At 28.3% G+C, this 23282-nt stretch carries 20 protein-coding genes; all 20 read left to right on the top strand.

Going from position 1 to position 23282, the window contains the following annotated elements:
• Positions 1 to 36: 36 nt before the first annotated feature.
• The 20 genes from QOZ93_RS12355 (at position 37) to QOZ93_RS12260 (ending at position 23265) form a co-directional block, all read left to right on the top strand.
• Positions 37 to 741 (top strand): germination lipoprotein GerS-related protein, encoded by a 705-nt coding sequence (locus tag QOZ93_RS12355; RefSeq protein WP_307356853.1) that lies wholly within the window; start codon positions 37 to 39, stop codon positions 739 to 741.
• A 69-nt stretch (positions 742 to 810) separates the two neighbouring features.
• Complete coding sequence (alr, locus tag QOZ93_RS12350) at positions 811 to 1971, top strand: alanine racemase (protein WP_307356851.1); 1161 nt, start codon at positions 811 to 813, stop codon at positions 1969 to 1971.
• Between the two features lie 154 nt (positions 1972 to 2125).
• Positions 2126 to 2446: a CopG family transcriptional regulator gene (locus QOZ93_RS12345; protein WP_307356849.1), complete on the top strand. Its 321-nt coding sequence runs from the start codon at positions 2126 to 2128 to the stop codon at positions 2444 to 2446.
• Positions 2403 to 2753, top strand: a complete 351-nt coding sequence (locus tag QOZ93_RS12340) for a type II toxin-antitoxin system PemK/MazF family toxin (protein WP_111940604.1) — start codon at positions 2403 to 2405, stop codon at positions 2751 to 2753. The genes QOZ93_RS12345 and QOZ93_RS12340 overlap by 44 nt, the downstream gene beginning before the upstream one ends.
• Before the next feature lie 191 nt (positions 2754 to 2944).
• On the top strand, positions 2945 to 3346 hold the full coding sequence (locus tag QOZ93_RS12335; RefSeq protein ID WP_111940606.1) for a hypothetical protein: 402 nt from the start codon (positions 2945 to 2947) through the stop codon (positions 3344 to 3346).
• A 302-nt stretch (positions 3347 to 3648) separates the two neighbouring features.
• Positions 3649 to 4335, top strand: a complete 687-nt coding sequence (ftsE, locus tag QOZ93_RS12330; protein WP_307356847.1) for a cell division ATP-binding protein FtsE — start codon at positions 3649 to 3651, stop codon at positions 4333 to 4335.
• On the top strand, positions 4301 to 5215 hold the full coding sequence (gene ftsX / locus QOZ93_RS12325; protein WP_307356845.1) for a permease-like cell division protein FtsX: 915 nt from the start codon (positions 4301 to 4303) through the stop codon (positions 5213 to 5215). The genes ftsE and ftsX overlap by 35 nt, the downstream gene beginning before the upstream one ends.
• A 148-nt stretch (positions 5216 to 5363) precedes the next feature.
• Complete coding sequence (locus QOZ93_RS12320) at positions 5364 to 6719, top strand: S41 family peptidase (protein WP_307356842.1); 1356 nt, start codon at positions 5364 to 5366, stop codon at positions 6717 to 6719.
• Between the two features lie 88 nt (positions 6720 to 6807).
• Complete coding sequence (locus QOZ93_RS12315) at positions 6808 to 8118, top strand: PDZ domain-containing protein (protein WP_307356841.1); 1311 nt, start codon at positions 6808 to 6810, stop codon at positions 8116 to 8118.
• A 30-nt stretch (positions 8119 to 8148) separates the two neighbouring features.
• Positions 8149 to 10122, top strand: coding sequence for an excinuclease ABC subunit UvrB (gene uvrB / locus QOZ93_RS12310; protein WP_307356839.1), 1974 nt, complete (start codon positions 8149 to 8151; stop codon positions 10120 to 10122).
• Between the two features lie 26 nt (positions 10123 to 10148).
• Positions 10149 to 12980 (top strand): excinuclease ABC subunit UvrA, encoded by a 2832-nt coding sequence (gene uvrA, locus QOZ93_RS12305; protein WP_307356863.1) that lies wholly within the window; start codon positions 10149 to 10151, stop codon positions 12978 to 12980.
• A gap of 99 nt (positions 12981 to 13079) precedes the next feature.
• Positions 13080 to 13517, top strand: a complete 438-nt coding sequence (locus QOZ93_RS12300) for an FHA domain-containing protein (protein ID WP_307356838.1) — start codon at positions 13080 to 13082, stop codon at positions 13515 to 13517.
• A 17-nt stretch (positions 13518 to 13534) separates the two neighbouring features.
• Complete coding sequence (locus QOZ93_RS12295; protein ID WP_307356836.1) at positions 13535 to 14797, top strand: FtsW/RodA/SpoVE family cell cycle protein; 1263 nt, start codon at positions 13535 to 13537, stop codon at positions 14795 to 14797.
• A 3-nt stretch (positions 14798 to 14800) separates the two neighbouring features.
• Positions 14801 to 16204, top strand: coding sequence for a peptidoglycan D,D-transpeptidase FtsI family protein (locus QOZ93_RS12290; protein WP_307356835.1), 1404 nt, complete (start codon positions 14801 to 14803; stop codon positions 16202 to 16204).
• Between the two features lie 234 nt (positions 16205 to 16438).
• Positions 16439 to 17068: a metal-dependent hydrolase gene (locus QOZ93_RS12285; protein ID WP_307356833.1), complete on the top strand. Its 630-nt coding sequence runs from the start codon at positions 16439 to 16441 to the stop codon at positions 17066 to 17068.
• 36 nt (positions 17069 to 17104) lie between these two features.
• A complete protein-coding gene (gene uvrC / locus QOZ93_RS12280; RefSeq protein ID WP_307356831.1) occupies positions 17105 to 18970 on the top strand; it encodes an excinuclease ABC subunit UvrC in 1866 nt (621 codons plus the stop codon).
• Between the two features lie 179 nt (positions 18971 to 19149).
• On the top strand, positions 19150 to 19887 hold the full coding sequence (locus QOZ93_RS12275) for a phosphatase (protein ID WP_111940628.1): 738 nt from the start codon (positions 19150 to 19152) through the stop codon (positions 19885 to 19887).
• A gap of 71 nt (positions 19888 to 19958) precedes the next feature.
• Positions 19959 to 20882 (top strand): UDP-N-acetylmuramate dehydrogenase, encoded by a 924-nt coding sequence (murB, locus tag QOZ93_RS12270; protein ID WP_111940630.1) that lies wholly within the window; start codon positions 19959 to 19961, stop codon positions 20880 to 20882.
• Positions 20883 to 21058: 176 nt separating this feature from the next.
• Positions 21059 to 21943, top strand: coding sequence for an RNase adapter RapZ (gene rapZ / locus QOZ93_RS12265; protein WP_111940632.1), 885 nt, complete (start codon positions 21059 to 21061; stop codon positions 21941 to 21943).
• Positions 21940 to 23265: a gluconeogenesis factor YvcK family protein gene (locus QOZ93_RS12260; protein WP_111940634.1), complete on the top strand. Its 1326-nt coding sequence runs from the start codon at positions 21940 to 21942 to the stop codon at positions 23263 to 23265. Before rapZ ends, QOZ93_RS12260 begins: the two co-directional genes overlap by 4 nt.
• The last annotated feature ends 17 nt before the right edge of the window (positions 23266 to 23282 follow it).

Below are 23282 nucleotides of genomic sequence, written 5' to 3'. Positions count from 1 at the left end.
AAAGTATTCATACTATAGGTTTTTAGGGGGCTAATTATGAAAAAAGAATTAATAGTAAAAAAAAATAAACAGATTCTAGAAAAAATAAAATTTAAGAAACTAAAAGAAAATAAAATAAATAATAAAAATGTATTTAATAAACTTAAACTAACAGATGTTTTAATCTTTATTCTTGCCATAATATTGGGATTTAATATATATAAAATTTTAACTGTAGGAAAAAAAGGCACTTTAAATTCGCTGGAAAGTTTAAAAAGCATGAGTTCCTATACTTCTAAAATAGATATTATTATGAAAAATAATAAAGAAGAAATTTTATATTCAGGAGAACAGAAATATAAAAGATATCAAGGAAGTAAGTTAGAATTAGAAAAAAACACTTATTTTTTTAAAAATGATAAGATATACGTAAAGGATAATAAAGGAAAAATATATGAGGAAAAATCACAAGATGGTATGTATAAGTTATGTTTTATAGAACAGTATTTACAGTATTTGTATTTACAACAATATAGTAAAGAAAAGAACATAGATTATGAAGGTAAAACTTGTCAAGTATTTAAATTTGAGGTTCCAATGAATAATTCAAATCTTGAAAAAGCTTGTGTTATTTTAGATAAGAAAGAAAAAATACCTAAGATGATTAAAGTTTTTAATAGAAAAGGTGAGGAGACTTTAATTGTAAAATATAAAGAATTTTTAAAGAATATTCAACTTGATAATGATCAGTTTAAGATTTAATATAGAATAATACTTTTAATATATAGATTGAGTTTTAATAATCAAAAGAATAAAAATGAGGTGAAGAAAGTGTTTAAGCATTTAAGACCAGTATGGGCAGAAGTAGATTTAGATAATCTAGCACATAATATGAGAGAAATTAAAAAACTTTGTAAGAATAAGGAAGTTATGGCTGTAGTAAAAGCGGATGCTTATGGACATGGTGCTCTAAATGTAGCTCCAGTTCTTTTGGAGAATGGAGCTGATAGTTTAGCTGTTGCAGTTTTAAGTGAAGCTATAGAACTTAGAAAGTCAGGAATCCAATGTCCTATTTTAATTTTAGGTTTTACACCACCAAGCTTTATTGAAGAACTTTTAAAATATGATATAGATCAAACTGTATTTTCATATGAATTTGCAAAGGAATTATCAGAATGTGCAAAAATAAAAAACAAAATTGCTAAAATTCATATTGCAGTAGATACAGGTATGGGGAGAATTGGGTATTTAAAAGAAGATGAAAATATAGAAGAAGTTATTAGAATAAGTAAATTACCTAATTTAAAAATTCAAGGAGTCTTTTCTCATTTCTCCACAGCAGATGAATTTGATAAAACTTATACTAAAATGCAAATAGACAGATTTAATTGGTTTTGTAATGCTTTAAAAGAAAAGGGGGTCGATATAGGGAAAAAACATATTTACAATAGTGCTGCAATAATTGATTTACAAGAACCAATATCCGATAGGGTAAGACCAGGTATAATTCTTTATGGATATTATCCATCTGATGAGGTTAACAAAGATAAAATTTCGCTTAAACCAGTAATGTCTTTAAAAACCAATGTAGTGCACGTAAAAAGGGTTAAAAGAGGGGAATATATAGGTTATGGAAGAGTATTCCAAACGGAAAAGGATAGTATTATAGCAACTCTTCCAGTAGGATATGCTGATGGATATAGTAGACTACTAACAGGTAAGGCAAAAGTGCTCATAAGAGGAGAATTCGCCCCAGTAGTAGGTAAAATTTGCATGGACCAATGTATGATAGATGTCTCCAATATAAAGGATATAAAAGTTGGAGAGGAAGTTATATTAATAGGTCAAGATGGCAATAATAAGATAACAGCAGAAGAATTGGGGGAATTGATCGGTACTATAAGCTATGAAATTCTATGCGTTTTAGGAAAAAGAGTACCTAGAGTATACATAAAAGAAGGCAAAGTAGTTCAAATTCGTAATTATATCTAATTCATATTTGGCACAGGAAACTATAACTCTATATTCAGTAATTTATGTAGTAATTAGGGGAGAGAGTATTATTGATTTTCAATAATTTATAGAAATACAAAAATATATTGAGCATACATAAAGCTAGAGTTAAATAGGAGGAATTGGTTTTACTATGTCAAGTAAAAAATTAGTTATTAACCTCTCAGATGCACTAAATAAAGAGTTAAATGAGATACTAAAAAAAAATAATAAAAAAAAGAGTGAATTTATCAGAGAAGCCATAATAGTATATATAGAAGAGACAAAAAAACAAAGTATACAAGAACAGATGAAAAAGGGATATGAAGAGATGGCAGAATTGAATATAGAATATTGTCAGTTAGGTTTTCAAAATTATAAAGAAGAATTAGAAGAATATGAAGCCCAACTATTGGAGAGTGAGTTTCCTTATGGCGATGATGATAGTAAAAAGGGGAGATATATTTTACGCTGATCTAAGTCCAGTAGTCGGTTCTGAACAAGGTGGTATTAGACCGGTAATAATAATTCAAAATGACATGGGAAATAGGCATAGTCCAACAGTGATAATTTCAGCTATTACTTCACAAATTGATAAGGCGAAATTACCGACACATGTAGAAATTTCATCAGAAGAGTATGGCCTCAACAAAGATTCAGTAGTATTATTGGAACAAATAAGAACGTTGGACAAGCGAAGATTAAAAGAGAAAATCGGTCATATGTCAGATAAAGACATGGTACAAGTAGATCGAGCTTTAAAAATAAGCGTTGGTTTATAACGTATAAAATAAAGGGTTATACTAGAAAATTAATTAAAGATTTACTAGTATAACCCTATTTATATTAATGATTTTAAAAATAAATTATGATATAATATATAAAACATAAATCGGTTTTTGTATAATTCTTATAAGTCAAAATGGTAATATACTGGTACAAGATAATTTACAATAAGATGGGGAGGATAATAATGAAAGAAGTTATAAAAGAAAATGCAAAAAATACTTTCAAAGATAGATTAATAGATTTTAATAGTTGTTTTATTCTATCTTTAAAAGTTAGCTTAATCCCTATTATAATAGGCATAATTGTAGGTATTATTGTAGGATTAGTAAAGAAAGATCTAACATATTTAAATGTGCTGTATTGGGTTTATGCTTTTGCAACATATATATCTTGTTTGGGTCTTGTTATATGTGCAATTGCTTTTATGAGTCCTAAGCATATGGAAAAGTTAAATCATCAAAAGCAATGGGAAAGATATTTTAAAGTATTTGGATTAATAAAAGTTATAGGCTATACTAGTACATTTATATTAATATATAGTCTAATTTTAGATATCATCATATTTTATTTAAAACATAGTATTTAACATAAACATAAAAAAGCTCTAATTCTTGACTATATTTTTATATAGAAGATTAGAGCTTTAAATATATTAGATAATATGTTATTTTATTATTAAAATTTTAATAAATTTAATTATCTATAATAAAGTATTATGTTATAATAAAAAGAGTAATGTAGTTTGTTTTATTACTTAAAAATATGTTTATTTTTAGAATGCAAATTGTGGAATAAAAATTATAAATAACATAAATAATAATGTTTTTTATCACAAAATATTATTATTACTATAAAAAAGTAGTAAAAAATAAAATGAGGAGAATACATATGATAGAGTTTAAAAATGTATCGAAAATTTATGACAATAATGTAACAGCTTTATCTAATATAAATTTAAGAATTGAAAAGGGTGAATTCGTATTCTTAGTAGGGCCTAGTGGAGCAGGAAAGTCTACATTTATAAAACTGTTACTAAAAGAAATAAAACCTACATCAGGTAGATTAATTGTTGCAAATGAAGATGTAACTCAAATTCCACGTAATAAGATACCTTATTACAGAAGAAAAATAGGCGTAGTTTTCCAAGATTTTAGGTTAATTCCAACATTAAATGTATATGAAAATGTTGCATTTGCTATGAGGGTTACAGGATGTTCTTCAAAAGAAATAAAAAGAAAAGTACCAGTTGTACTTTCGATGGTAGGATTATCTAAGAAGTATAAAGCCTTACCAGGAGAATTATCTGGAGGAGAACAACAAAGAGTATCTATTGCTAGAGCTATAGTTAATAATCCTAGTTTATTAATCGCAGATGAGCCAACTGGTAACCTGGATCCAGAAACTGCTTTAGAGATTATGGAGATTTTAAATGATATTAATAGAGCTGGAACTACTATTCTAATGGTAACTCATGCTAAAGATATAGTTAACCAAATGAAAAAAAGGGTTATAGCTATAGAAAAAGGTGTTCTGGCAAGAGATGAAGAGAAAGGTAGATATAACTATGAGGACTAGTACAATAAAATATTTTGTTGCTGAATCATTAAAAAGTTTAAAAAGAAATAGAACGTTAAGTATAGCTTCTATTGCAACAGTAATGGCTACATTGTTTATTTTTGGAGTATTCTTATTGTCTGCCATAAGTGTAGATACTCTAGTGGATCAATTAGGCTCTAATTTACAAGCTGATATATATTTAAAAGATGAAATAACTCAACCTCAATTAGAGGCTATTAAAGTTAAACTTAGTTCTGTTCAAGGAATTAAAAATATAGAATTTGAAGATAAAGCGGCGGCCCTAGAAAATGCTAAAAAGAGGTTTGGTGGTGAAGGGGAAGAAATGGTAAGAGGATTAGAAGAAAGTAATCCATTCCCAATGGCATTTGTCGTTACCGTTGATAAACCAGAATATATTACCCAAGTAGTTGATAAAGTTAAAGGTATGGAAGGTATACAAGAGATAAGAGATGTAAGAGATATTGCTAGTAAAATTCAACGATATACTGATGCCTTAAGATTAGTTGGTATGGTTATGTTTATAATCCTAGTTATAGTTTCTATATTCCTAATAGGAAATACAATTAAATTAGCTGTTTTTTCAAGAAGAAGAGAAATAGGGATAATGAAATTTGTAGGGGCTACAGACTGGTTTATTAGATGGCCATTTATATTAGAAGGTATGTTCATAGGGTTTATAGGAAGTGTATTTGCATCAGGAATTTTATATTATGTATATAAAATTTTCGTGTATTCAAGGCTTATGAACAATATGTTTGTTAAATTAATAAGTCCAACATATGTCCTAGTAGGAATGACATGGAAATTTATAATTGCTGGAGCTATAATTGGAGCTATAGGAAGTATAATTTCAGTAAGAAAATATTTAAAAGTTTAAAATAACTGTTAAGTATTTTAAAATAGGTGATTAAACTTTAAGGATTTTAGTAATAATAAATACTAAGAGATAAATCAGATGGGGTTATATTCTCCATCTGTTTTTTAAAGGGTTAATTTTATTTGTGTTTAGGAAAAGAGGGAAAAAAATGAGTAATGAAGAAATTAATAACAATGAAAAAAATATGGATGATAATGAAAAAAATAAATTTACTGAACAGTCAAATAATAAAAATATAGAACCAGAAGTAGAACAAAATAAAGATATTAAAGTATCACAAGAAAATGTGGATAAAAGACCTAAAAGAAGTAAAAAAGGTGTAGCTTTAATTATTGCATTACTGGTAGCTACTAATACTGCCACCGCTTACATAGCTCCGAGGGTTTATTCAAAAGTGGTTACAAAAGTGCCTTTTAGTGATATAGAATATTTTAAAAAGCTTTTTGCTGTAAAAGGTGATATAGATAGATATTATGTGAATGGATATAAAAAAGATAAGTTAGTAGATGGTGCTATAAAGGGCATGACATCGGCTATTGGAGATCCATATACAACTTATTTTGACAAGAAGGAATATGAAAAATGGAATACTGAAACAGGTGGGAAATATGTAGGTGTTGGTATTCAAATAGGTGTTACAATGGATAATAAGGTAGTCATAATATCACCTTTTGAAAAATCACCTGCAGATAAAGCAGGGATATTACCAGGGGATATTTTACTTAAGGTAAATGATTTAAATGTTACTCCACAAACCTTAGATAAAGCGATTGCAAAAATGAAGGGTAAAGAGGGGGAAAAGGTTCACTTGACTTTAGAAAGAAAAGATAAAGGAAAATTTGATGTAGAATTAGTTACTGCAGAAATTAAAATGATTACTGTAAAAAGTGAAGTTATAGATAATAATATAGGATATATGAGAATGTCTATGTTTGATGAAAATACTGGAGATAGCTTCATAGCAGAACTTAAAAATCTAAAGGATAAAAATATTAAAGGATTAATTTTAGATTTAAGAGGTAATCCTGGTGGACTTGTAACTCAATGCATAAAAATAACATCTAATTTTATCCCAAAGGGAGAAACTATAGTTTATACAGAAGATAAAAACAAAAATAAAGAAGAATATAAGTCTATAGGTGGATTAGCACAAGATTTACCATTGGTGATTTTAGTAGATGAAGGTACAGCAAGTGCATCAGAAATTTTATCGGCGGCGGTTAGAGACCATAAAAAAGGAACATTAATAGGAACTAAGACTTTTGGAAAAGGAAAAGTTCAAACTATTTTAGATAAAGGAATTTTTGGATTAGGGGACGGAACAGCTTTAAAAGTTACAATATCTTATTATTTTACACCTAAGGGAGAAAATATAGATAAAAAGGGTATACAACCAGATGTTAAAGTAGAATATCCAGAGGAATTAAAACAAAAACCTTATAATAGAAATACGGATCCTCAATTTAAAAAGGCTTTAGAAGTAATTAAGGGAAAAATTAAATAAAAATTTTATAATATGATTAAGTATCTGCTATTTATTGCAGATACTTAATTGTTGTTAAAGTTTAAGTATTTTAAAGGGAGAAATTTAAATGAAAATAGGTTTTTATGCTCTTCAAGGTATAGCGCATGCTATAACAGATCCATATTTTTTGATATTACTTTTTCTTATAGGATTAAATTTTTATAGAAAAAATAGAAAAACTGTATTTATGCAGAAAATGATTATAGGAGAAAGTATAAATTCATCTCTAGAACTTACATTTTCACAAATCGTAATAGGACTTTTAGGAGGTATAATAGGCAGTTTTATATTAAGCTATTTAGGAATTGCATTTCCAGATACATCAGTTATATATATGTTATTTTTATTTTCTATAATATTGATGTTTATAAAGCCTAAGTTAATTTGTTTTTCTTATTCAGGTGCTATTTTAGCAATTTTAGTTTTAATATTAAATTTTCTAAAAAATGATTTAAACCTTACTAGTCTAAGTGGAGTAACAATTCCAACTTTAAATATAGTGTCATTAATAACCTTAATAGGGGTCATGCATATAGTTGAAGGATTATTAGTTATGATAGATGGTAGTAGAGGAGCTGTCCCAGTCTTTACAAATCAACAAAATAAAATAATGGGTGGCTTTGCTTTAAGTAGATATTGGTCGGTTCCAATAGCGCTTATGCTTATTTTTTCTAAAAGTGTAATTACTGGAGGCGAAAGTGTAGCAGAACCTTCTTGGTGGCCATTAATAAATGCCGGACTTACCCCAGAAATACTTAAGGCATCTATTTTAATTTTTATGCCTTTTTATGCTGTAGTTGGCTATAATAATATAACTTTTACTAAGAGTAAAAAAGGAAAAAGTTTATTATCGGGATGTTTAATATTAATTTATGGAGTAGTCATTTGCTTTATAGCACAACTAGCTCATTTACAATATATCTTTAAAATTATAGCAATATTACTTACACCAATATTACATGAAGGAATGTTATATTTAGATACGTATATAGAATTGAAATCAAAGCCTAAATATATAAGTTCAGAAGAAGGATTAATGGTTTTAGAGGTTGCACCTAATTCTCCAGCAAAAGAAATGGGAATTGAAAGTGGAGATCTTTTAGTTTCAGTAAATAATACAATTATAAATAGCGAAAAAGAAATATTTGAACATTTAAGAGAGTTACAAAATTTCCTTTGGTTAAAGGTAAAAAAGCACACAGGAGAAATTAAGGAATTATCTTATAATAGATTAAATAATACCAAAAAGTTAGGAATAGTTTTTGTTCCTAAAAATCTAACAAATGATCATGAGGTAATAAAAATTAATTCTAGTGGACAGAGTTTTCAAGATGTATTAGAAAAAATAAAAAATAAAGATAGTGAAGAGGATAAGTAATTAACTGTTGTTTTTAGAGGATGTGATAATATGTTTAAAATTCATTCTAAGTTTAAACCTACAGGAGATCAACCACAAGCCATAGAGTCTATTGCAAAAGAAATTATAGGTAATAAATCTTTTCAAACTTTGCTTGGAGTTACCGGGTCAGGCAAAACATTTACTATGGCAAATATTATTGAAAAGGTTCAAAAACCCACATTAATATTAGCACATAATAAAACTTTAGCGGCTCAGCTTTGCTCTGAGTTTAGAGAATTTTTTCCGGAAAATGCTGTAGAATATTTTGTTTCTTATTATGATTATTATCAGCCAGAGGCTTACGTTCCTCAAACAGATACGTTTATAGAAAAGGATGCTTCTATAAATGATGAAATTGATAAGCTAAGACATTCTGCTACATCATCTCTTTTAGAGAGAAAAGATGTTATTGTTGTTGCATCTGTATCATGTATTTATGGACTTGGTAATCCGGAAGAATATAAAAAGTTAACGGTATCTTTAAGAGAAGGTATGGAAATTGAAAGAAATGAAGTAATGAAAAAGTTAGTTAGTATTCAATATGAAAGAAATGATGTTAACTTTGTTAGAGGAACTTTTAGAGTAAGAGGAGATGTATTAGATATATTTCCTGCATCATCTACTAATACCGGCATAAGATTAGAATTTTTTGGAGATGAGATTGACAGAATTTGTGAGTTTGATGTTTTAACAGGAAAGATTACGGGTAAGAGAAAACATGTATCTATCTTTCCGGCATCTCACTTTGCAACCTCAGAAAATAGATTATCAAATGCAATAAAAGTTATAGATAAAGAGTTAGAAGAAAGATTAAAAGAATTAAAAAAAGAGGATAAGTTATTAGAGGCTCAAAGATTAAAACAAAGAACGAATTTTGATATAGAAATGATTATGGAAATGGGATATTGTAGTGGGATAGAAAATTATTCCAGAGTGTTAGATGGCAGGGCACCAGGCACTCCACCAAATACATTATTAGATTATTTTCCTAAAGATTTTTTGCTTTTTATAGATGAAAGTCATGTTACTATACCTCAATTAAGAGCAATGTATGGGGGCGATTATTCCAGAAAGAAGAATCTTGTGGAATATGGATTTAGACTTCCTTGTGCTTATGATAATAGACCTTTAAAGTTTGAGGAATTTGAAAAAAAGTTAAATCAAACTGTGTTTGTAAGTGCAACACCTTCTGATTATGAAAAACAACATAGTGAAAATATTGCAGAACAAATAATAAGACCAACAGGACTTTTGGATCCTGAAATTATAGTAAGACCAACTAAAGGTCAGATGGATGACTTATATGAAAGAATACAGGATAATATAAAAGATAATCACAGAATCTTAATTACTACATTAACGAAAAAAATGTCAGAAGATCTAACTAAGTACTTAAAGGAGCTTGGAATTAAGACTACATATTTACATTCAGAAGTAAAAACAATAGATAGAATGAAAATTATTCAAGAACTTAGGTTAGGAAAGGTAGATGTATTGGTTGGTATAAACTTATTAAGAGAGGGACTAGATATACCAGAGGTAGCTTTAGTAGCTATTCTAGATGCAGACAAAGAAGGGTTTTTAAGATCTGAAACTTCATTAATACAAACCATAGGAAGGGCGGCTAGAAATTCTGAAAGTAAGGTTATTATGTATGCTGATAAAATTACTAAAGCAATGAATTCTGCTATTACAGAAACTGAAAGAAGAAGAAAAATTCAAATGGAATATAATGAGGAACATGGAATAGTTCCAACCACAATATACAAAGATATTAGAGATGTTATAGAGGCTACAGAAGTGGCTGAGGAAATAGAGGAATATAACATTTCGCGCATAGATATGGAAGGAAATGAAGACGATATATTTAAGTTAATAGGAGCTTATGAAAAAGAAATGAAACAAGCAGCAAAAGATTTACAATTTGAGAGGGCTGCAGAACTGAGAGATATAATTTCTACATTAAGGAAAAAAATAAAATAATTATAGGTAACAAAGGAGGGATTATGGTGAAAGATAAAATTATTATAAAAGGTGCTAAGGTACATAATTTAAAAAATGTAGATTTAGAAATTCCTAGAGATAAATTAGTTCTTTTTACTGGATTATCAGGATCAGGAAAGTCCTCATTAGCCTTCGATACTATTTATGCAGAGGGACAAAGAAGATATGTTGAATCATTATCAGCATATGCAAGACAATTTTTAGGTCAAATGAATAAACCAGAAGTTGACTATATAGAAGGACTATCCCCTGCTATTTCTATAGATCAAAAAACTACAAGTAGAAATCCACGTTCTACAGTAGGAACAGTTACTGAAATATATGATTATTTAAGGTTATTATATGCAAGGGTTGGAAAAGCACATTGCCCAAAGTGTGGAAAGGAAATTTCTAAGCAAAGTATAGATACTATGGTGGATAAAGTACTGAATTTATCACAAGGTACGAAACTTCAAATTTTAGCTCCTGTTATACGAGGTAGAAAAGGTGAACATAAAAAAGTTATTGAGAATATAAAAAAGAATGGATATGTAAGGGCTAGAATTGATGGAGAAGTATATGATGTTACAGAAACAGAAGAATTTAACCTTGAGAAGAATAAAAAACATAATATTGAAATAGTAATAGATAGAATAAAAATTAAAGAAGGTGTAGAGGGAAGGATTACAGATTCTCTTGAAACGGCCTTAAAATTAAGTGAAGGTCTTGCTATTATAAATATCATAGATGAAGAAGATATTTTATTTAGTGAAAATTTTTCTTGTGCCGAATGTGGGGTTAGTATAGGAGAAATAGCACCAAGGTTATTTTCATTTAATTCACCTTTTGGAAAATGTGATAAATGTGATGGACTAGGTACTTTAATGGAAATAGATGAGGAGTTAATTTTACCGGATAGAAGTAAAAGTATAATGGATGGAGCAATAGCTACTTTTGGAGAAGGAAGTTTAAAAGAGGATTCATGGAGATTGGCTGTTTTAAAGGCTCTTTCAGAAAGGTATAAGTTTTCATTAGAAACTCCTATACAAGATTTACCAGATAATATCATTCATATTCTTTTATATGGTATGGATGAAAGTGAAGGTAGGTTAAAAGTAGAGTATGTAAAAGAATTCAGAACAGCAATTTATAACCATAAATATGAGGGAATAATAAATGGACTAAAAAGAAGATATTTGGAAACTAATTCTGATTACATAAAAAAAGAGATAGAAGGATTTATGAAAGATGCTTTTTGTCCTAAATGTAAAGGAGCTAGGCTAAATAAAGAAGCTCTTTCTATTACTGTTGGAGAAAAAAATATAAATGAATTTTGTATAATGTCTATAAGAGAAGAATTAAATTTTTTAAATAGTTTAGAGTTAAGTGAAAAAGATACTATAATTGCTAGCCAAATCCTTAAAGAAATTAAAAGTAGACTAGAGTTCTTAATTAATGTAGGATTAGATTATTTAGACCTAGCAAGATCTGCAGGAACATTATCAGGTGGAGAAGCTCAAAGAATAAGATTAGCAACTCAAATAGGTTCAAGTTTAGTTGGAGTTTTATATATATTAGATGAACCAAGTATAGGTTTACATCAAAGGGATAATGATAGACTAATTGAGACTTTAAAACATTTACGTGATTTAGGAAATACATTAATTGTTGTAGAACATGATGAAGATACAATTAAAGAGTCAGATTTTATAGTTGATATAGGACCAAAAGCAGGAGAGCATGGTGGAAAAGTAGTTGCAACTGGTAGTTTGGATGATATTAAGAACTGTAAAGAATCAATCACAGGACAATATTTAAGAGGAGAAAAATTTATCCCAGTACCTAAAGAACGTCGAAAAGTAAGTGATAAAAAGATTAAAATTATTGGAGCTAAAGAAAATAATTTAAAAAATATTGATGTAGATATACCACTAGGTGTATTTACTTGTGTAACAGGTGTTTCAGGCTCTGGTAAAAGTACGTTGGTAAATGAAATACTTTACAAAGGACTTGTTAAAAAGATAGGAAGTTCTAAAAAGATACCAGGAGTTCATAGAGAAATTATAGGTTATGAAAATATAGATAAAATAATAAATATAGATCAAAGTCCTATAGGTAGAACTCCAAGATCAAATCCAGCAACATACACAGGAGTATTTGATGTTATAAGAGAATTATTTGCAACAACCGCTGAAGCTAAAATGAGAGGATATAAACCAGGAAGATTTAGTTTTAATGTAAAAGGTGGTAGATGTGAGGCTTGCAGTGGAGATGGAATAATAAAAATTGAAATGCAATTTTTATCTGATGTATATGTTCCCTGTGAGGTATGTAAAGGAAAAAGATATAATAGGGAAACCCTAGAAGTTAAGTATAAGGGGAAAAATATAGATGAAGTTTTAAATATGACAGTAGAAGAAGCTTTAGAGTTTTTTGAAAATATACCAAGGATTAAAAATAAACTTGAAACTTTAAATGATGTAGGATTGGGATATATAAGACTAGGCCAACCTTCAACTCAATTATCTGGAGGAGAAGCACAAAGAATTAAGTTAGCGTATGAATTATCAAAAAGAAGTACGGGTAAGACATTATATATTCTTGATGAACCGACAACAGGTTTACATATAGATGATGTAAGTAGGTTAGTTCAGATTTTACAGAGATTAGTTGATAATGGAAACTCTATTGTAGTAATAGAACATAATTTAGATGTGATAAAATCAGCTGACTATCTTATTGATCTAGGTCCAGAAGGTGGAGAAAAGGGGGGCACTATTTTATGTTCGGGTACACCGGAAATTATAGCTAGTAACAAAAATTCTTATACAGGACAATACTTAAAAAAGATGTTATAATAAAATGTAAAAAAATTAAGACTAGCATAGAAAAAGCTAGTCTTAATTTGATAAATAGCATATAATAAGAAAAAAGAATTTTAAAAGGAGGGAGAACCTATGAATCTTAGTGGACTTAGTGTGATTTTTAAGTTTGTGATTATTGCAATTATATATATAATAATTTTCTTAGCTCTAATTATTATTTATAGAGATATAAAGAAACCTAAAAAAAGAACAAAACCAAAGTCTACATGTAATTTTGGGTTTGAAGTAATAGATGCTGGCGGAAATTTAAACTTAAGGCAAGGCTCAATAATACCTATCCAAGGTCAAATTACTATAGGTAGAAAACAGGATAATTTACTTGTTTTAAGTGATCAATATACATCTTCTTATCATGCAAAAGTAACTGTGAAAAATAATTCTTGTTTTATAGCTGATTTAAATAGTACTAATGGTACTTTTATAAATGAAGCACGTATAAGTGGAGAAGAATTATTAAAGGCAGGAGATAAAGTAAAAATAGGAAGTGCTATTTTAAAAGTTATATCTTAGTTTATAGGAGGCAAAAAATGAATAGCTATAAACAAGAAAAAAAATTATTAAGATTTACTTATTTGTTTATTTTAGCTTGTTTTTTTAATTTAGCGATTATTCAAAACAACTTTGATAAAGGTGCAATAGGCATTGCTATTGTGCTTATGTTCTTATTAGGTTTTTCACATTTTATTGTTAGAAAATTTTTCCCTAACGGGGATAAATATTTACTTATATTTGCTAACCTATTATCTGTTATAGGAATGGTTATGATCTATAGAATAAATAAGGTAGAAGCGATAAAACAAATTATGTGGTTTACTGTAGGAATAAGTGTATTTATTTTTATTGTAGTATTATTACCTGATTTGAAGAGATTTTCTAAATACAAGTATTTTTATCTTGTAATAACTATAATTTTAATGTCATTAGGAACTTTCTTTGCAAAGAGGGAGATGGGATCTAAGAACTGGATAAAGATAGCTGGATTTTCGTTTCAACCTTCTGAGTTTGGGAAAATTACTTTAGTTGCATATTTAGCAGCGGCATTAAAGGATTACCAAGAAAAAATAAAGGAATATATGAGTAAACATAGAGGCAAAGGTACTAGAACAAGTAAAAAAAGTATATCTCTTTTAATAGAACCTGCCATTGTTGTGATGATAAGCTTAGGGTTTATGGTACTTCAAAAGGATTTAGGTTCTGCATTGATGTTTTTTGCCATAGCAGTAACAATGTTATATATAGGAACATCAAAAGGTAAATATGTAGTATTGTGTATTGGGCTATTTATTGTGGGGGCAGTCATAAGTTATGCTCTCTTTGGACACGTAAGGGTTAGAGTTCAAATATGGCAAGACCCCTTTAAGTATGCAGCTAATGAAGGCTATCAATTAGTTCAATCCTTAATTGCTATAGTATCAGGAGGATTTTTTGGTACTGGATTAGGATTAGGACAACCAACTATAATTCCGGTAGTAACATCTGATTTTATTTTTGCAGCTATATGTGAAGAGATGGGAATAATAATGGGTATAGGTATTGTTCTTATATACTTTTTATTATTTTATAGAAGTATGAGAGCTGCATTATATACAGAAGATGACTTTTCTAAATTATTAGCGGTGGGATATAGTACAATGATGGCAGCACAAGTTTTGGTTATTATTGGAGGAGTTATTGGAGCAATTCCATTAACTGGTATAACGTTACCTTTTGTAAGTTATGGAGGAAGTTCTATGATAATAACATTTTTTGCTTTAGGAATTCTTCAGAAAATTTCAGAAGAGGGTAGATAAATTATGAAAGATATATCTCAAAACATAAAGAAGGTTTTAGCAATATTCCTTTTATTATTTATAATACTAATATCATATTTAATGTATGTGTATGCTATGCAAGGTGAAAAAATAGCTAGCAGTCCATATAATAACAGATTATGGTATGAGAGATTAACTACCGAAAGAGGAAGTATTTTAGATAGAAATAAAAAGGTATTAGTTGAGAGTAAGGGTGTAAAAAATAATAATCAAAGATTAAATTATGTTGGTGGATCGGCCTTTGCACATGCATTAGGATATATGGATAAGGCATATGGATTAACAGGACTTCAAAAAATTTATGATAAAGAGTTAATGGGAAAAATTGATGGAGTTTTTAATCCTATGAATTCAAATGGTAATAAAAGAGGATATGATATTGAAACTACATTAGATTACTCATTACAAAAGAAAGCTTATGAATTATTAGGTGATAGAAAAGGGGCAGTAGTTGCAATAGATCCAGCTACAGGACAAATATTAGCATTAGTATCTACACCATCTTATGATCCGAATAATTTAAAAGAACAATGGAAGGGAATAAATACAGATAAAAATAGTCCACTTTTAAATAGAGGTACATCAGGATTATATCCACCAGGATCTACTATGAAAATTGTTACGGCATCTAGTGCTTTAGAAAATATGCCAAGCATAAGAAATAGAAACTTTTATGATTCAGGAGTATTAAGATTTAATTCAAAGGATTCTATAAGAAACTATGGTGGAGAAGCATTGGGAAATACAGATTTTAAAAATGCATTTGTTCATTCTAGCAATGTAATTTTTGGACAGTTAGGATTAGATTTAGGGAACTCTAAGTTGAAGGAAACAGCCGAAAAATTTTTCTTCAATAAAAATATACCAGCTGAAGGGCTAGTAATAGAAAATAGTAGATTTCCAGAACTGAAAAGCTATGAAAAAGGAAATATAGCTCAAAGTGCTTTAGGGCAAGGATCAGTCTTAGCTACACCAGTACAGATGGCATTAGTTGCAAGTACCATAGCTAATGATGGAAGTCTTATGAAACCTATTATGGTGACTAACATATATAATAACAAACAAAAAGTTATAAAAAATTATAAAAGTGAACAATTATCTCAACCATTAAGTAAAGAAAATGCACAATTTTTAAAAGATGCTATGAAAGAGGTTGTAAATAGAGGAACTGGTAGAAGGGCTGCTATAGATGGAATACAAGTTTGTGGAAAAACAGGTACTGCACAACATGTAGAAAATTCAAAAGATCACTCTTGGTTTGCTGGTTTTGCACCATATAATCAACCTAAGATTGCATTTGCTGTTTTAGTAGAAGAAGGTGGCACAGGTGGAGGAGCTGCAGCTAGTATAGCAAGTAAGTTGGTTTCAAGTTACCTTCAAAGATAAATTAGAATAAGTAAAAAAGCTAATTAAATAAAAAAATAAATTAAAATCAAACAATATTTTAAGTTTTTCTAAGAATATAGAAGAAAAAATATATTGTTTGATTTTCTTTTTTTACATATTGTAAATGTTAAGATAGTGTAAGTTAATGTTATAATAGAGAAAAAAGAAACGCTAAGATTAGTATAAAAATAATATAATAAATATAGAAAAATCAATTTTTATCAGGAGAAAATTATGCAGGGAAAAACTCATGCAGCTATTGGCGCAGCGACTTATGTATTTTTTTGTAATAAATTACCCGGGAAATTTAATATATTAGGGATGATTATAACAATATGTAGTGCTTTACTTGCAGATATTGACCATCCAAAGAGTATAGTGAATAAATATATATTACCTATAAAAAATGAAAAAACAAAACGAGTTTTTTATGCTACAGTTGGCATAATTATTTTAGGGTTCGACAATATATATGTAAGAGATAGTGGGTTAAAGGCTATAGCAGCAGCATTCATAGCTATTAGTTTAAATTCACATAGAAATGGATTTTCACATAGTTTTTTAGGATTTGTTTGTTTTAGTATTATTGGCAGTTTATTGGAGGTTAAAAGTAAAATACCATACTTTACTTTTTATATAGTTATAGGTTATGCGGGACATTTAATAGGAGATATGTTTACAAAACAGGGTATTCCATTGTTTTATCCAGTAAATAATAAAAAGGTTAAATTTCCTATGACCTATGTAGTTGGATCAAAAAAAGGAAATGCTATAGAGAGTGTTATAACTATGATGATAGTATTATATATAGGATATAATTTAATGCCTTGGAGTATCCTTCCTTTGGATGCAATTCTAAAATAAATTACATATAAAAGGGAAAGGAGAGCGAATTAGGATATGTTTGATTTTGAATATCATTTAAAAAATTTACCAGATAAAGCCGGAGTTTATTTAATGAAGAATTCCTTGGGAGAGGTTATATATGTAGGAAAAGCTAAAATACTAAAAAATAGAGTAAGACAGTATTTTCAAAATTCTAAAAATCATTCGGAAAAAGTTAAAAATATGGTTAAGAATATAGCAGAATTTGAATATATAGTTACTGATTCGGAAATGGAAGCTTTAATTTTAGAGTGTAATCTTATAAAAAAATATAGTCCTAAATATAATATTTTATTAAAAGATGATAAATATTATCCATTTATTAAAATAACTGTAAAAGAGGATTTTCCCAGAGTATTTATAAGTCGTAATTATGTAAATGATGGTGGTAAATACTTTGGTCCATATCCAGATAGAAAAGCTGTATATGAAGTTATGGAATTAATTAAAAAAGTATTTACTTTAAGAACTTGTAAACTATCTATAAAAGAGGAAGAAAAAAGTAATAGACCTTGTCTTAATTATCATATTGGAAAATGTAAAGCACCTTGTGCTGGGTTTATAAGTAAAAAGGAATATGCAAATATAATTAATCAAATTATAGATATATTAAATGGTAGGGATAAGTCATTAGTTCATTCTCTTGAAAGACAAATGGAAGAAGAAGCAGAAAAGCTTAATTTTGAAAAGGCTGCAGCATTAAGAGATAAAATATTATCTATTAATAGAATCATAGAAAAACAAAAAATTGTAAGCAATAATTTTAACAATGAAGATTTTATTAGTTTATATCAAGATGAAAAAGATAGTTGTGTCCAAATTTTCTTTTTAAGAGAAGGAAAGATAATGGGAAGAGAAAGCTTCACATTTGAAAACACAGCAGATATAAATAAAAGCCAGATTATTTTAGATTTTATAAAAAGATTTTATGGAGGAACTGCTTTTATTCCTAAAACCATTTATATATCTGATATAGAAGAAAAGGAACTAATGGAAGAGTGGCTATCTTTAAAAGCTGAAACTAAAATTACCTTAAAGATTCCTCAAATAGGAGAAAAAAGAAAAATTTTAGAGTTAGTAGAAAATAATGCGAAAATGACTTTAGAAGCTTTTAAATATAAAATAATGCAAGAAAAAGAATTAGAAAGAATTGCTATGGAGGAATTTAGTGAGCTTTTGGGGCTTTCAAATAAAATAGAAAGAATAGAGGCTTATGATATATCTAATTTAATGGGAATGGATTCTGTTGGAAGTATGGTGGTGTTTGAAAAAGGAAAACCTAAAAATAGTGATTATAGAAGGTTTAAAATAAACACAATACAAGGACCAAATGATTATGATAGTATGAGAGAAATCTTGTACAGAAGGTTTTCTCATGGAATAGAAGAAATTAAAAAAATTAAATTACAAAAAATTAGTTTAGAACAAAGTAAGTTTTGTTTATTTCCAGATTTGATTCTAATGGATGGGGGAAAAGGTCAGGTTAATGTAGCATTGGAGGTATTAGATGAATTAAACATCAATATACCGGTATGTGGTATGGTTAAAGATGATAATCATAGAACAAGAGGATTGATTTATAATAATGAGGAATTATTTATAAAAAGTAATTCCCAATTAATGCATTTAATAACAAGAATACAAGATGAAGTTCATAGATTTGCAATTACCTATCATAGGAGTCTAAGAGATAGACGGAGTTTGCATTCTATTTTAGAAGATATACCTAATATAGGACAAAAAAGAAGAATAGCACTTTTAAAAAAATTTGGAAGTGTCAATAATATAAAAGAGGCTACTTTTAATGAGTTAATGGAAGTTAACGGAATGAATAAAAAGTCTTGCGAAAGTATTATAGAATATTTTAAAGGAAAAAAGTAATTATTTAATTACAATTTTAGCTTATAAATTGCATTGAAAAAATAAAATGTTATAATAATATAGAGATTTTATGTTATATGTCAAATTAAATTAATATAATTGTTTAATCGCTTTTTTATTAATGTTAAATAACTAAAATACTAAGGATGAAATATATATATAGTTTTGGAGGAAAGCACATGAAAAAGTTTGTAGTTGATACACATACACATACTATTGTTAGTGGTCATGCATACAGTACTTTAATGGAAAATATTAAGGAAGCTTCTAGAAAAGGTCTAAGGGTATTAGGAGCTACAGATCATGGCCCTCAAATGTCAGGAGCACCAAAGGCTAGTTATTTTAGTAATATGAGATTAGTTCCTAGAATAGTAGAGGGAGTTACTATCTTAAAAGGTTGCGAAGCAAATATAGTTGATCATAATGGAAATTTAGATTTACCACAATGGGCATTAGAAAGAATGGATTTAATAATCGCTAGTTTTCATGAAAGTTGTATAAAACCAGGAACAAGAGATGAAAATACCAATACTTTAATAAAAGTAATGGAAAATCCTTATGTTGATATTATTGGTCATCCGGGTAATCCTGCTTTTCCAATAAATGAAGAATTATTTGTTAAAAAGGCTAAAGAAAATAACGTATTAATAGAACTAAATAATAGTTCTTTAGGAGTTTCAAGAGAGGGTAGTGCACCTAATTGTATAAAAATTGCTTTGCTTTGTAAAATATACGGAGTAAAGGTTGTTTGTGGAACTGATTCACACATATGTTGTACAATAGGAGAATTTGATAAAGTAAGACCTATTTTAGAAGCAATTGATATGCCAGAAGAACTTATAATTAACACTGATGAATGTAAGATTATAAAATATTTAAAAGAGAAGAAAAAATTAAAAGATGTAACTATTGATTAATAATCATAATGCACTTATACTTATAAAAGTAAGATTTAATATAAAATAATATTAATTTTAAGGAGTAAAAGATGTATCAAAGAAATGAATTCTTAAATGAACTTCATAAAGTATTAAGCCAAGAAAACATTAAATTTGAAGTACCTATGAAAGAACATACAACTTTTAGATTAGGTGGTAATGCAGAGATTTTTATAACTCCTGAAAGTTATGAAGAGGTAAGAGATACATTAAAACTTTGTAAGAAATATGATGTGGCATATTATATATTAGGTAAAGGATCAAATATAATAGTTAGAGATGGTGGAGTACAGGGAGTAATCATTAAATTAAGCAAACTAAAAGATGTAAACTTAAATAAAACAACTTTAGTGGTTCAAGGTGGTGCATCTTTAATAGATGTTGCCTTATTAGCATCTAGAAATGGATTATCAGGATTAGAATTCGCATCAGGTATTCCAGGCAGCATTGGTGGTGGAGTTGCCATGAATGCAGGTGCTTATGGTGGAGAAATTAGTAATGTACTTAAATGTGCAAAAATTATAGATGATAATTTAGAAATAAAGGAATTATCTTTAGAAGAAATGCAATTCTCCTATAGAAATAGTATAATTTTAAAAAAAGGTTATATAGTTTTAGAAGCTACCTTTGAACTAACAGAGGGAGATAAAGAAGAAATTAAACAAACAGTTCATGATTTAACTAAAAGAAGAATAGAAAAACAACCTTTAGATAAAGCCTCAGCAGGAAGTACATTTAAAAGGCCAGAAGGTTATTTTGCTGGAAAGTTAATTCAAGATTCTGGGCTTAAAGGATATAAGATTGGAGAAGCTCAGGTATCAGAAAAACATTCAGGTTTTATTGTGAATAATGGTAATGCTACGGCTGATGAAGTATTAAATTTAATTAAACATGTACAAGATACAGTATATAAAATGTATAATGTTAAATTAGAAACAGAAGTAAGAATTATAGGTAAAGAATTAAAAAAATAATTAAGTAAAATCAGGCACTCTACTATAAGTAAGAGTGCTTTTATATTAAGCAATGAAAAACTTTTTAAACTTAAATTCCTATGATATAATTATAAATAATATAATAATTAAATGGTTTAGAATGATTTATTAAAGAAATTCAATTATTTAATTTAAATTTGTTAGGAGGGGTAAATATGAAAATTGTAATTGTTAGTGGGTTATCTGGAGCAGGTAAAACTCAAGCTATGAGGGCTTTGGAAGATTTGGGATATTTTTGTGTGGATAATTTACCTCCTACGTTAATACCAAAATTTGCTGAGGCATGTGGTAAGGGATCTGCGAAAGTTCAAAAAATAGCATTAGCTATAGATATCAGAGGAGGAGAATTCTTTGATGATATTTATGAAAGTTTTAATTACTTAAGTAAAGAAAATTATAACTATGAAGTGTTATTTTTAGAGGCTAATGATGATGTCTTAGTTAAAAGATACAAAGAATCTAGAAGAAAGCATCCCTTGGCACCTGATGGTAGAATATTAAAAGGTATTACTAGCGAAAGACAAAGGTTAAGTAAGGTTAGAGATAAAGCAAATAACATAATAAATACTACAAAATTATCATCAAGAGGGCTAAGACAGAAAATTACAGATATATTTGGCGAAGAAGGACAATTAGAAACAGAAGTTATGGTAACTGTTTTATCCTTTGGGTTTAAATATGGAATTCCAGTAGATTCGGATTTAGTATTTGATGTTAGATTTTTACCAAATCCTTTTTATATAAAAGACCTAAAACCTTATTCAGGAAATGATGTTCCTGTTAGGGATTATGTATTATCTTTTGAAGATACTAATAAGTTTATAACTAAGTTAGTTGATATGTTAGAATTTCTAATACCTAATTATAAAAAAGAGGGTAAAAGACAACTTATTATATCAATAGGGTGTACTGGAGGAAGGCATAGATCAGTAGCCATAGCTAATAAGGTTTATGCGATATTAGATGAAAAAGGATTTAATACAAATATAGATCATAGAGATATAAATGAAGATGTAAATAAGGGAGTTTTAAAGTTATGAATTTAAAGTTCTGGTTAAACGAATCTAAGGGATTTAAACGATGGATTGTTTTAGGGATTTTAAGTATACTTATAATAGTTATAGGAATCTTGAATGCAATTATATCTGGGTTAGATAATCTTCATGAAATATATTTATGTACAGGGATTATATCATTTGGTATATTCTCTGTATTTATTTCTGTTAAGAATGGGATTAAAGCTCTATTTAAATTTATAAATAAAGAATTTAATAATCCTAATTTGGATACAAAAGAAATTAAAGACATGATTTATGAAAAAAGAATTTTAGTAAAAGGACCTAAGGTTGTTGTAATAGGCGGAGGTACAGGATTATCTAATTTATTAAGAGGTATGAAAAAATTTACATCCAATATTACTGCAATAGTAACTGTTGCTGATGATGGAGGTGGGTCAGGTGTTCTTAGAGATGACCTTGGGATGCTTCCTCCAGGGGATATACGAAATTGCATTTTAGCATTAGCACATACTGAGCCAGTAATGGAAGAATTACTTCAATATAGATTTACAGATGGTAGATTGAAAGGGCAAAGTTTTGGAAACTTATTTTTAGCGGCTATGGATGGTATATCTGATAATTTTATGGAAGCAGTGCAAAAAGTTAGTTCTGTTTTAGCAGTTACAGGACAGGTTTTACCCGTAACGTTAAAAAATGTACGTTTAAAAGCAAAGCTTAAAAATGGAAATATTGTAGAAGGAGAATCTAATATTCCAGAGGAAGCTATAAAACAAAATACATGTATTGAGAAAGTATTTATAGAACCTAAAAATGCAAGAGCTTTAAGAGAAGCGGTACTTGCAATAAAGGAAGCTGATGCTATAATTTTAGGGCCAGGGAGTTTATATACAAGTATAATACCAAACCTACTTATAAAAGAAATAAAAGATGAGGTACATAAGAGTACTGCTAGCAAGATATATATATCTAATATAATGACACAGAATGGAGAAACAGAAAATTATACTGTAAAAGATCACATAAAAGCTATATATAAACATGCTGGAAAGGGAATAATTGATTACACTATAGTAAATAATGGAAGTATAGAAAAAGAATTAGAAGAAAAATATAAAAAACAAGAAGCTACATTAGTTAAGGTAGATAGAGAAGAAGTAGAAAAAATGAATATAAAGGTTATAGAAGATAATCTTATTAAAATAAAAGATGGATATATAAGGCATGATACAACTAATATATGTAAAATAATCATGCAAACAATTATGGAAGATAAGTTTAATTATGATAAAGGAAAAATGTCACAGTATTTTTATCTTTTAGGACGTTTAAGAAAAAAATCATAGTTTAGATTAGGAGTTTA

The sequence above is a fragment of the Hathewaya limosa genome (assembly GCF_030815255.1).
GTDB classification, from domain to species: domain Bacteria; phylum Bacillota; class Clostridia; order Clostridiales; family Clostridiaceae; genus Hathewaya; species Hathewaya limosa.
The sequence above is the reverse complement of the archived record's forward strand: the minus strand, read 5'-3'. Positions and strand labels throughout refer to the sequence as shown.

What these genes read in the sequence shown, in the direction of transcription:
- QOZ93_RS12335 (WP_111940606.1), top strand. Translation starts at nt 2,945, where the DNA reads ATGAAAGAAGTTATAAAAGAAAATGCAAAAAATACTTTCAAAGATAGA.
- QOZ93_RS12275 (WP_111940628.1), top strand. Translation starts at nt 19,150, where the DNA reads ATGAAAAAGTTTGTAGTTGATACACATACACATACTATTGTTAGTGGT.
- QOZ93_RS12295 (WP_307356836.1), top strand. Translation starts at nt 13,535, where the DNA reads ATGAATAGCTATAAACAAGAAAAAAAATTATTAAGATTTACTTATTTG.
- QOZ93_RS12300 (WP_307356838.1), top strand. Translation starts at nt 13,080, where the DNA reads ATGAATCTTAGTGGACTTAGTGTGATTTTTAAGTTTGTGATTATTGCA.
- QOZ93_RS12355 (WP_307356853.1), top strand. Translation starts at nt 37, where the DNA reads ATGAAAAAAGAATTAATAGTAAAAAAAAATAAACAGATTCTAGAAAAA.
- ftsE (WP_307356847.1), top strand. Translation starts at nt 3,649, where the DNA reads ATGATAGAGTTTAAAAATGTATCGAAAATTTATGACAATAATGTAACA.
- QOZ93_RS12340 (WP_111940604.1), top strand. Translation starts at nt 2,403, where the DNA reads ATGGCGATGATGATAGTAAAAAGGGGAGATATATTTTACGCTGATCTA.
- murB (WP_111940630.1), top strand. Translation starts at nt 19,959, where the DNA reads ATGTATCAAAGAAATGAATTCTTAAATGAACTTCATAAAGTATTAAGC.
- QOZ93_RS12315 (WP_307356841.1), top strand. Translation starts at nt 6,808, where the DNA reads ATGAAAATAGGTTTTTATGCTCTTCAAGGTATAGCGCATGCTATAACA.
- ftsX (WP_307356845.1), top strand. Translation starts at nt 4,301, where the DNA reads ATGAAGAGAAAGGTAGATATAACTATGAGGACTAGTACAATAAAATAT.
- rapZ (WP_111940632.1), top strand. Translation starts at nt 21,059, where the DNA reads ATGAAAATTGTAATTGTTAGTGGGTTATCTGGAGCAGGTAAAACTCAA.
- uvrC (WP_307356831.1), top strand. Translation starts at nt 17,105, where the DNA reads ATGTTTGATTTTGAATATCATTTAAAAAATTTACCAGATAAAGCCGGA.
- QOZ93_RS12290 (WP_307356835.1), top strand. Translation starts at nt 14,801, where the DNA reads ATGAAAGATATATCTCAAAACATAAAGAAGGTTTTAGCAATATTCCTT.
- QOZ93_RS12260 (WP_111940634.1), top strand. Translation starts at nt 21,940, where the DNA reads ATGAATTTAAAGTTCTGGTTAAACGAATCTAAGGGATTTAAACGATGG.
- uvrB (WP_307356839.1), top strand. Translation starts at nt 8,149, where the DNA reads ATGTTTAAAATTCATTCTAAGTTTAAACCTACAGGAGATCAACCACAA.
- QOZ93_RS12345 (WP_307356849.1), top strand. Translation starts at nt 2,126, where the DNA reads ATGTCAAGTAAAAAATTAGTTATTAACCTCTCAGATGCACTAAATAAA.
- QOZ93_RS12320 (WP_307356842.1), top strand. Translation starts at nt 5,364, where the DNA reads ATGAGTAATGAAGAAATTAATAACAATGAAAAAAATATGGATGATAAT.
- QOZ93_RS12285 (WP_307356833.1), top strand. Translation starts at nt 16,439, where the DNA reads ATGCAGGGAAAAACTCATGCAGCTATTGGCGCAGCGACTTATGTATTT.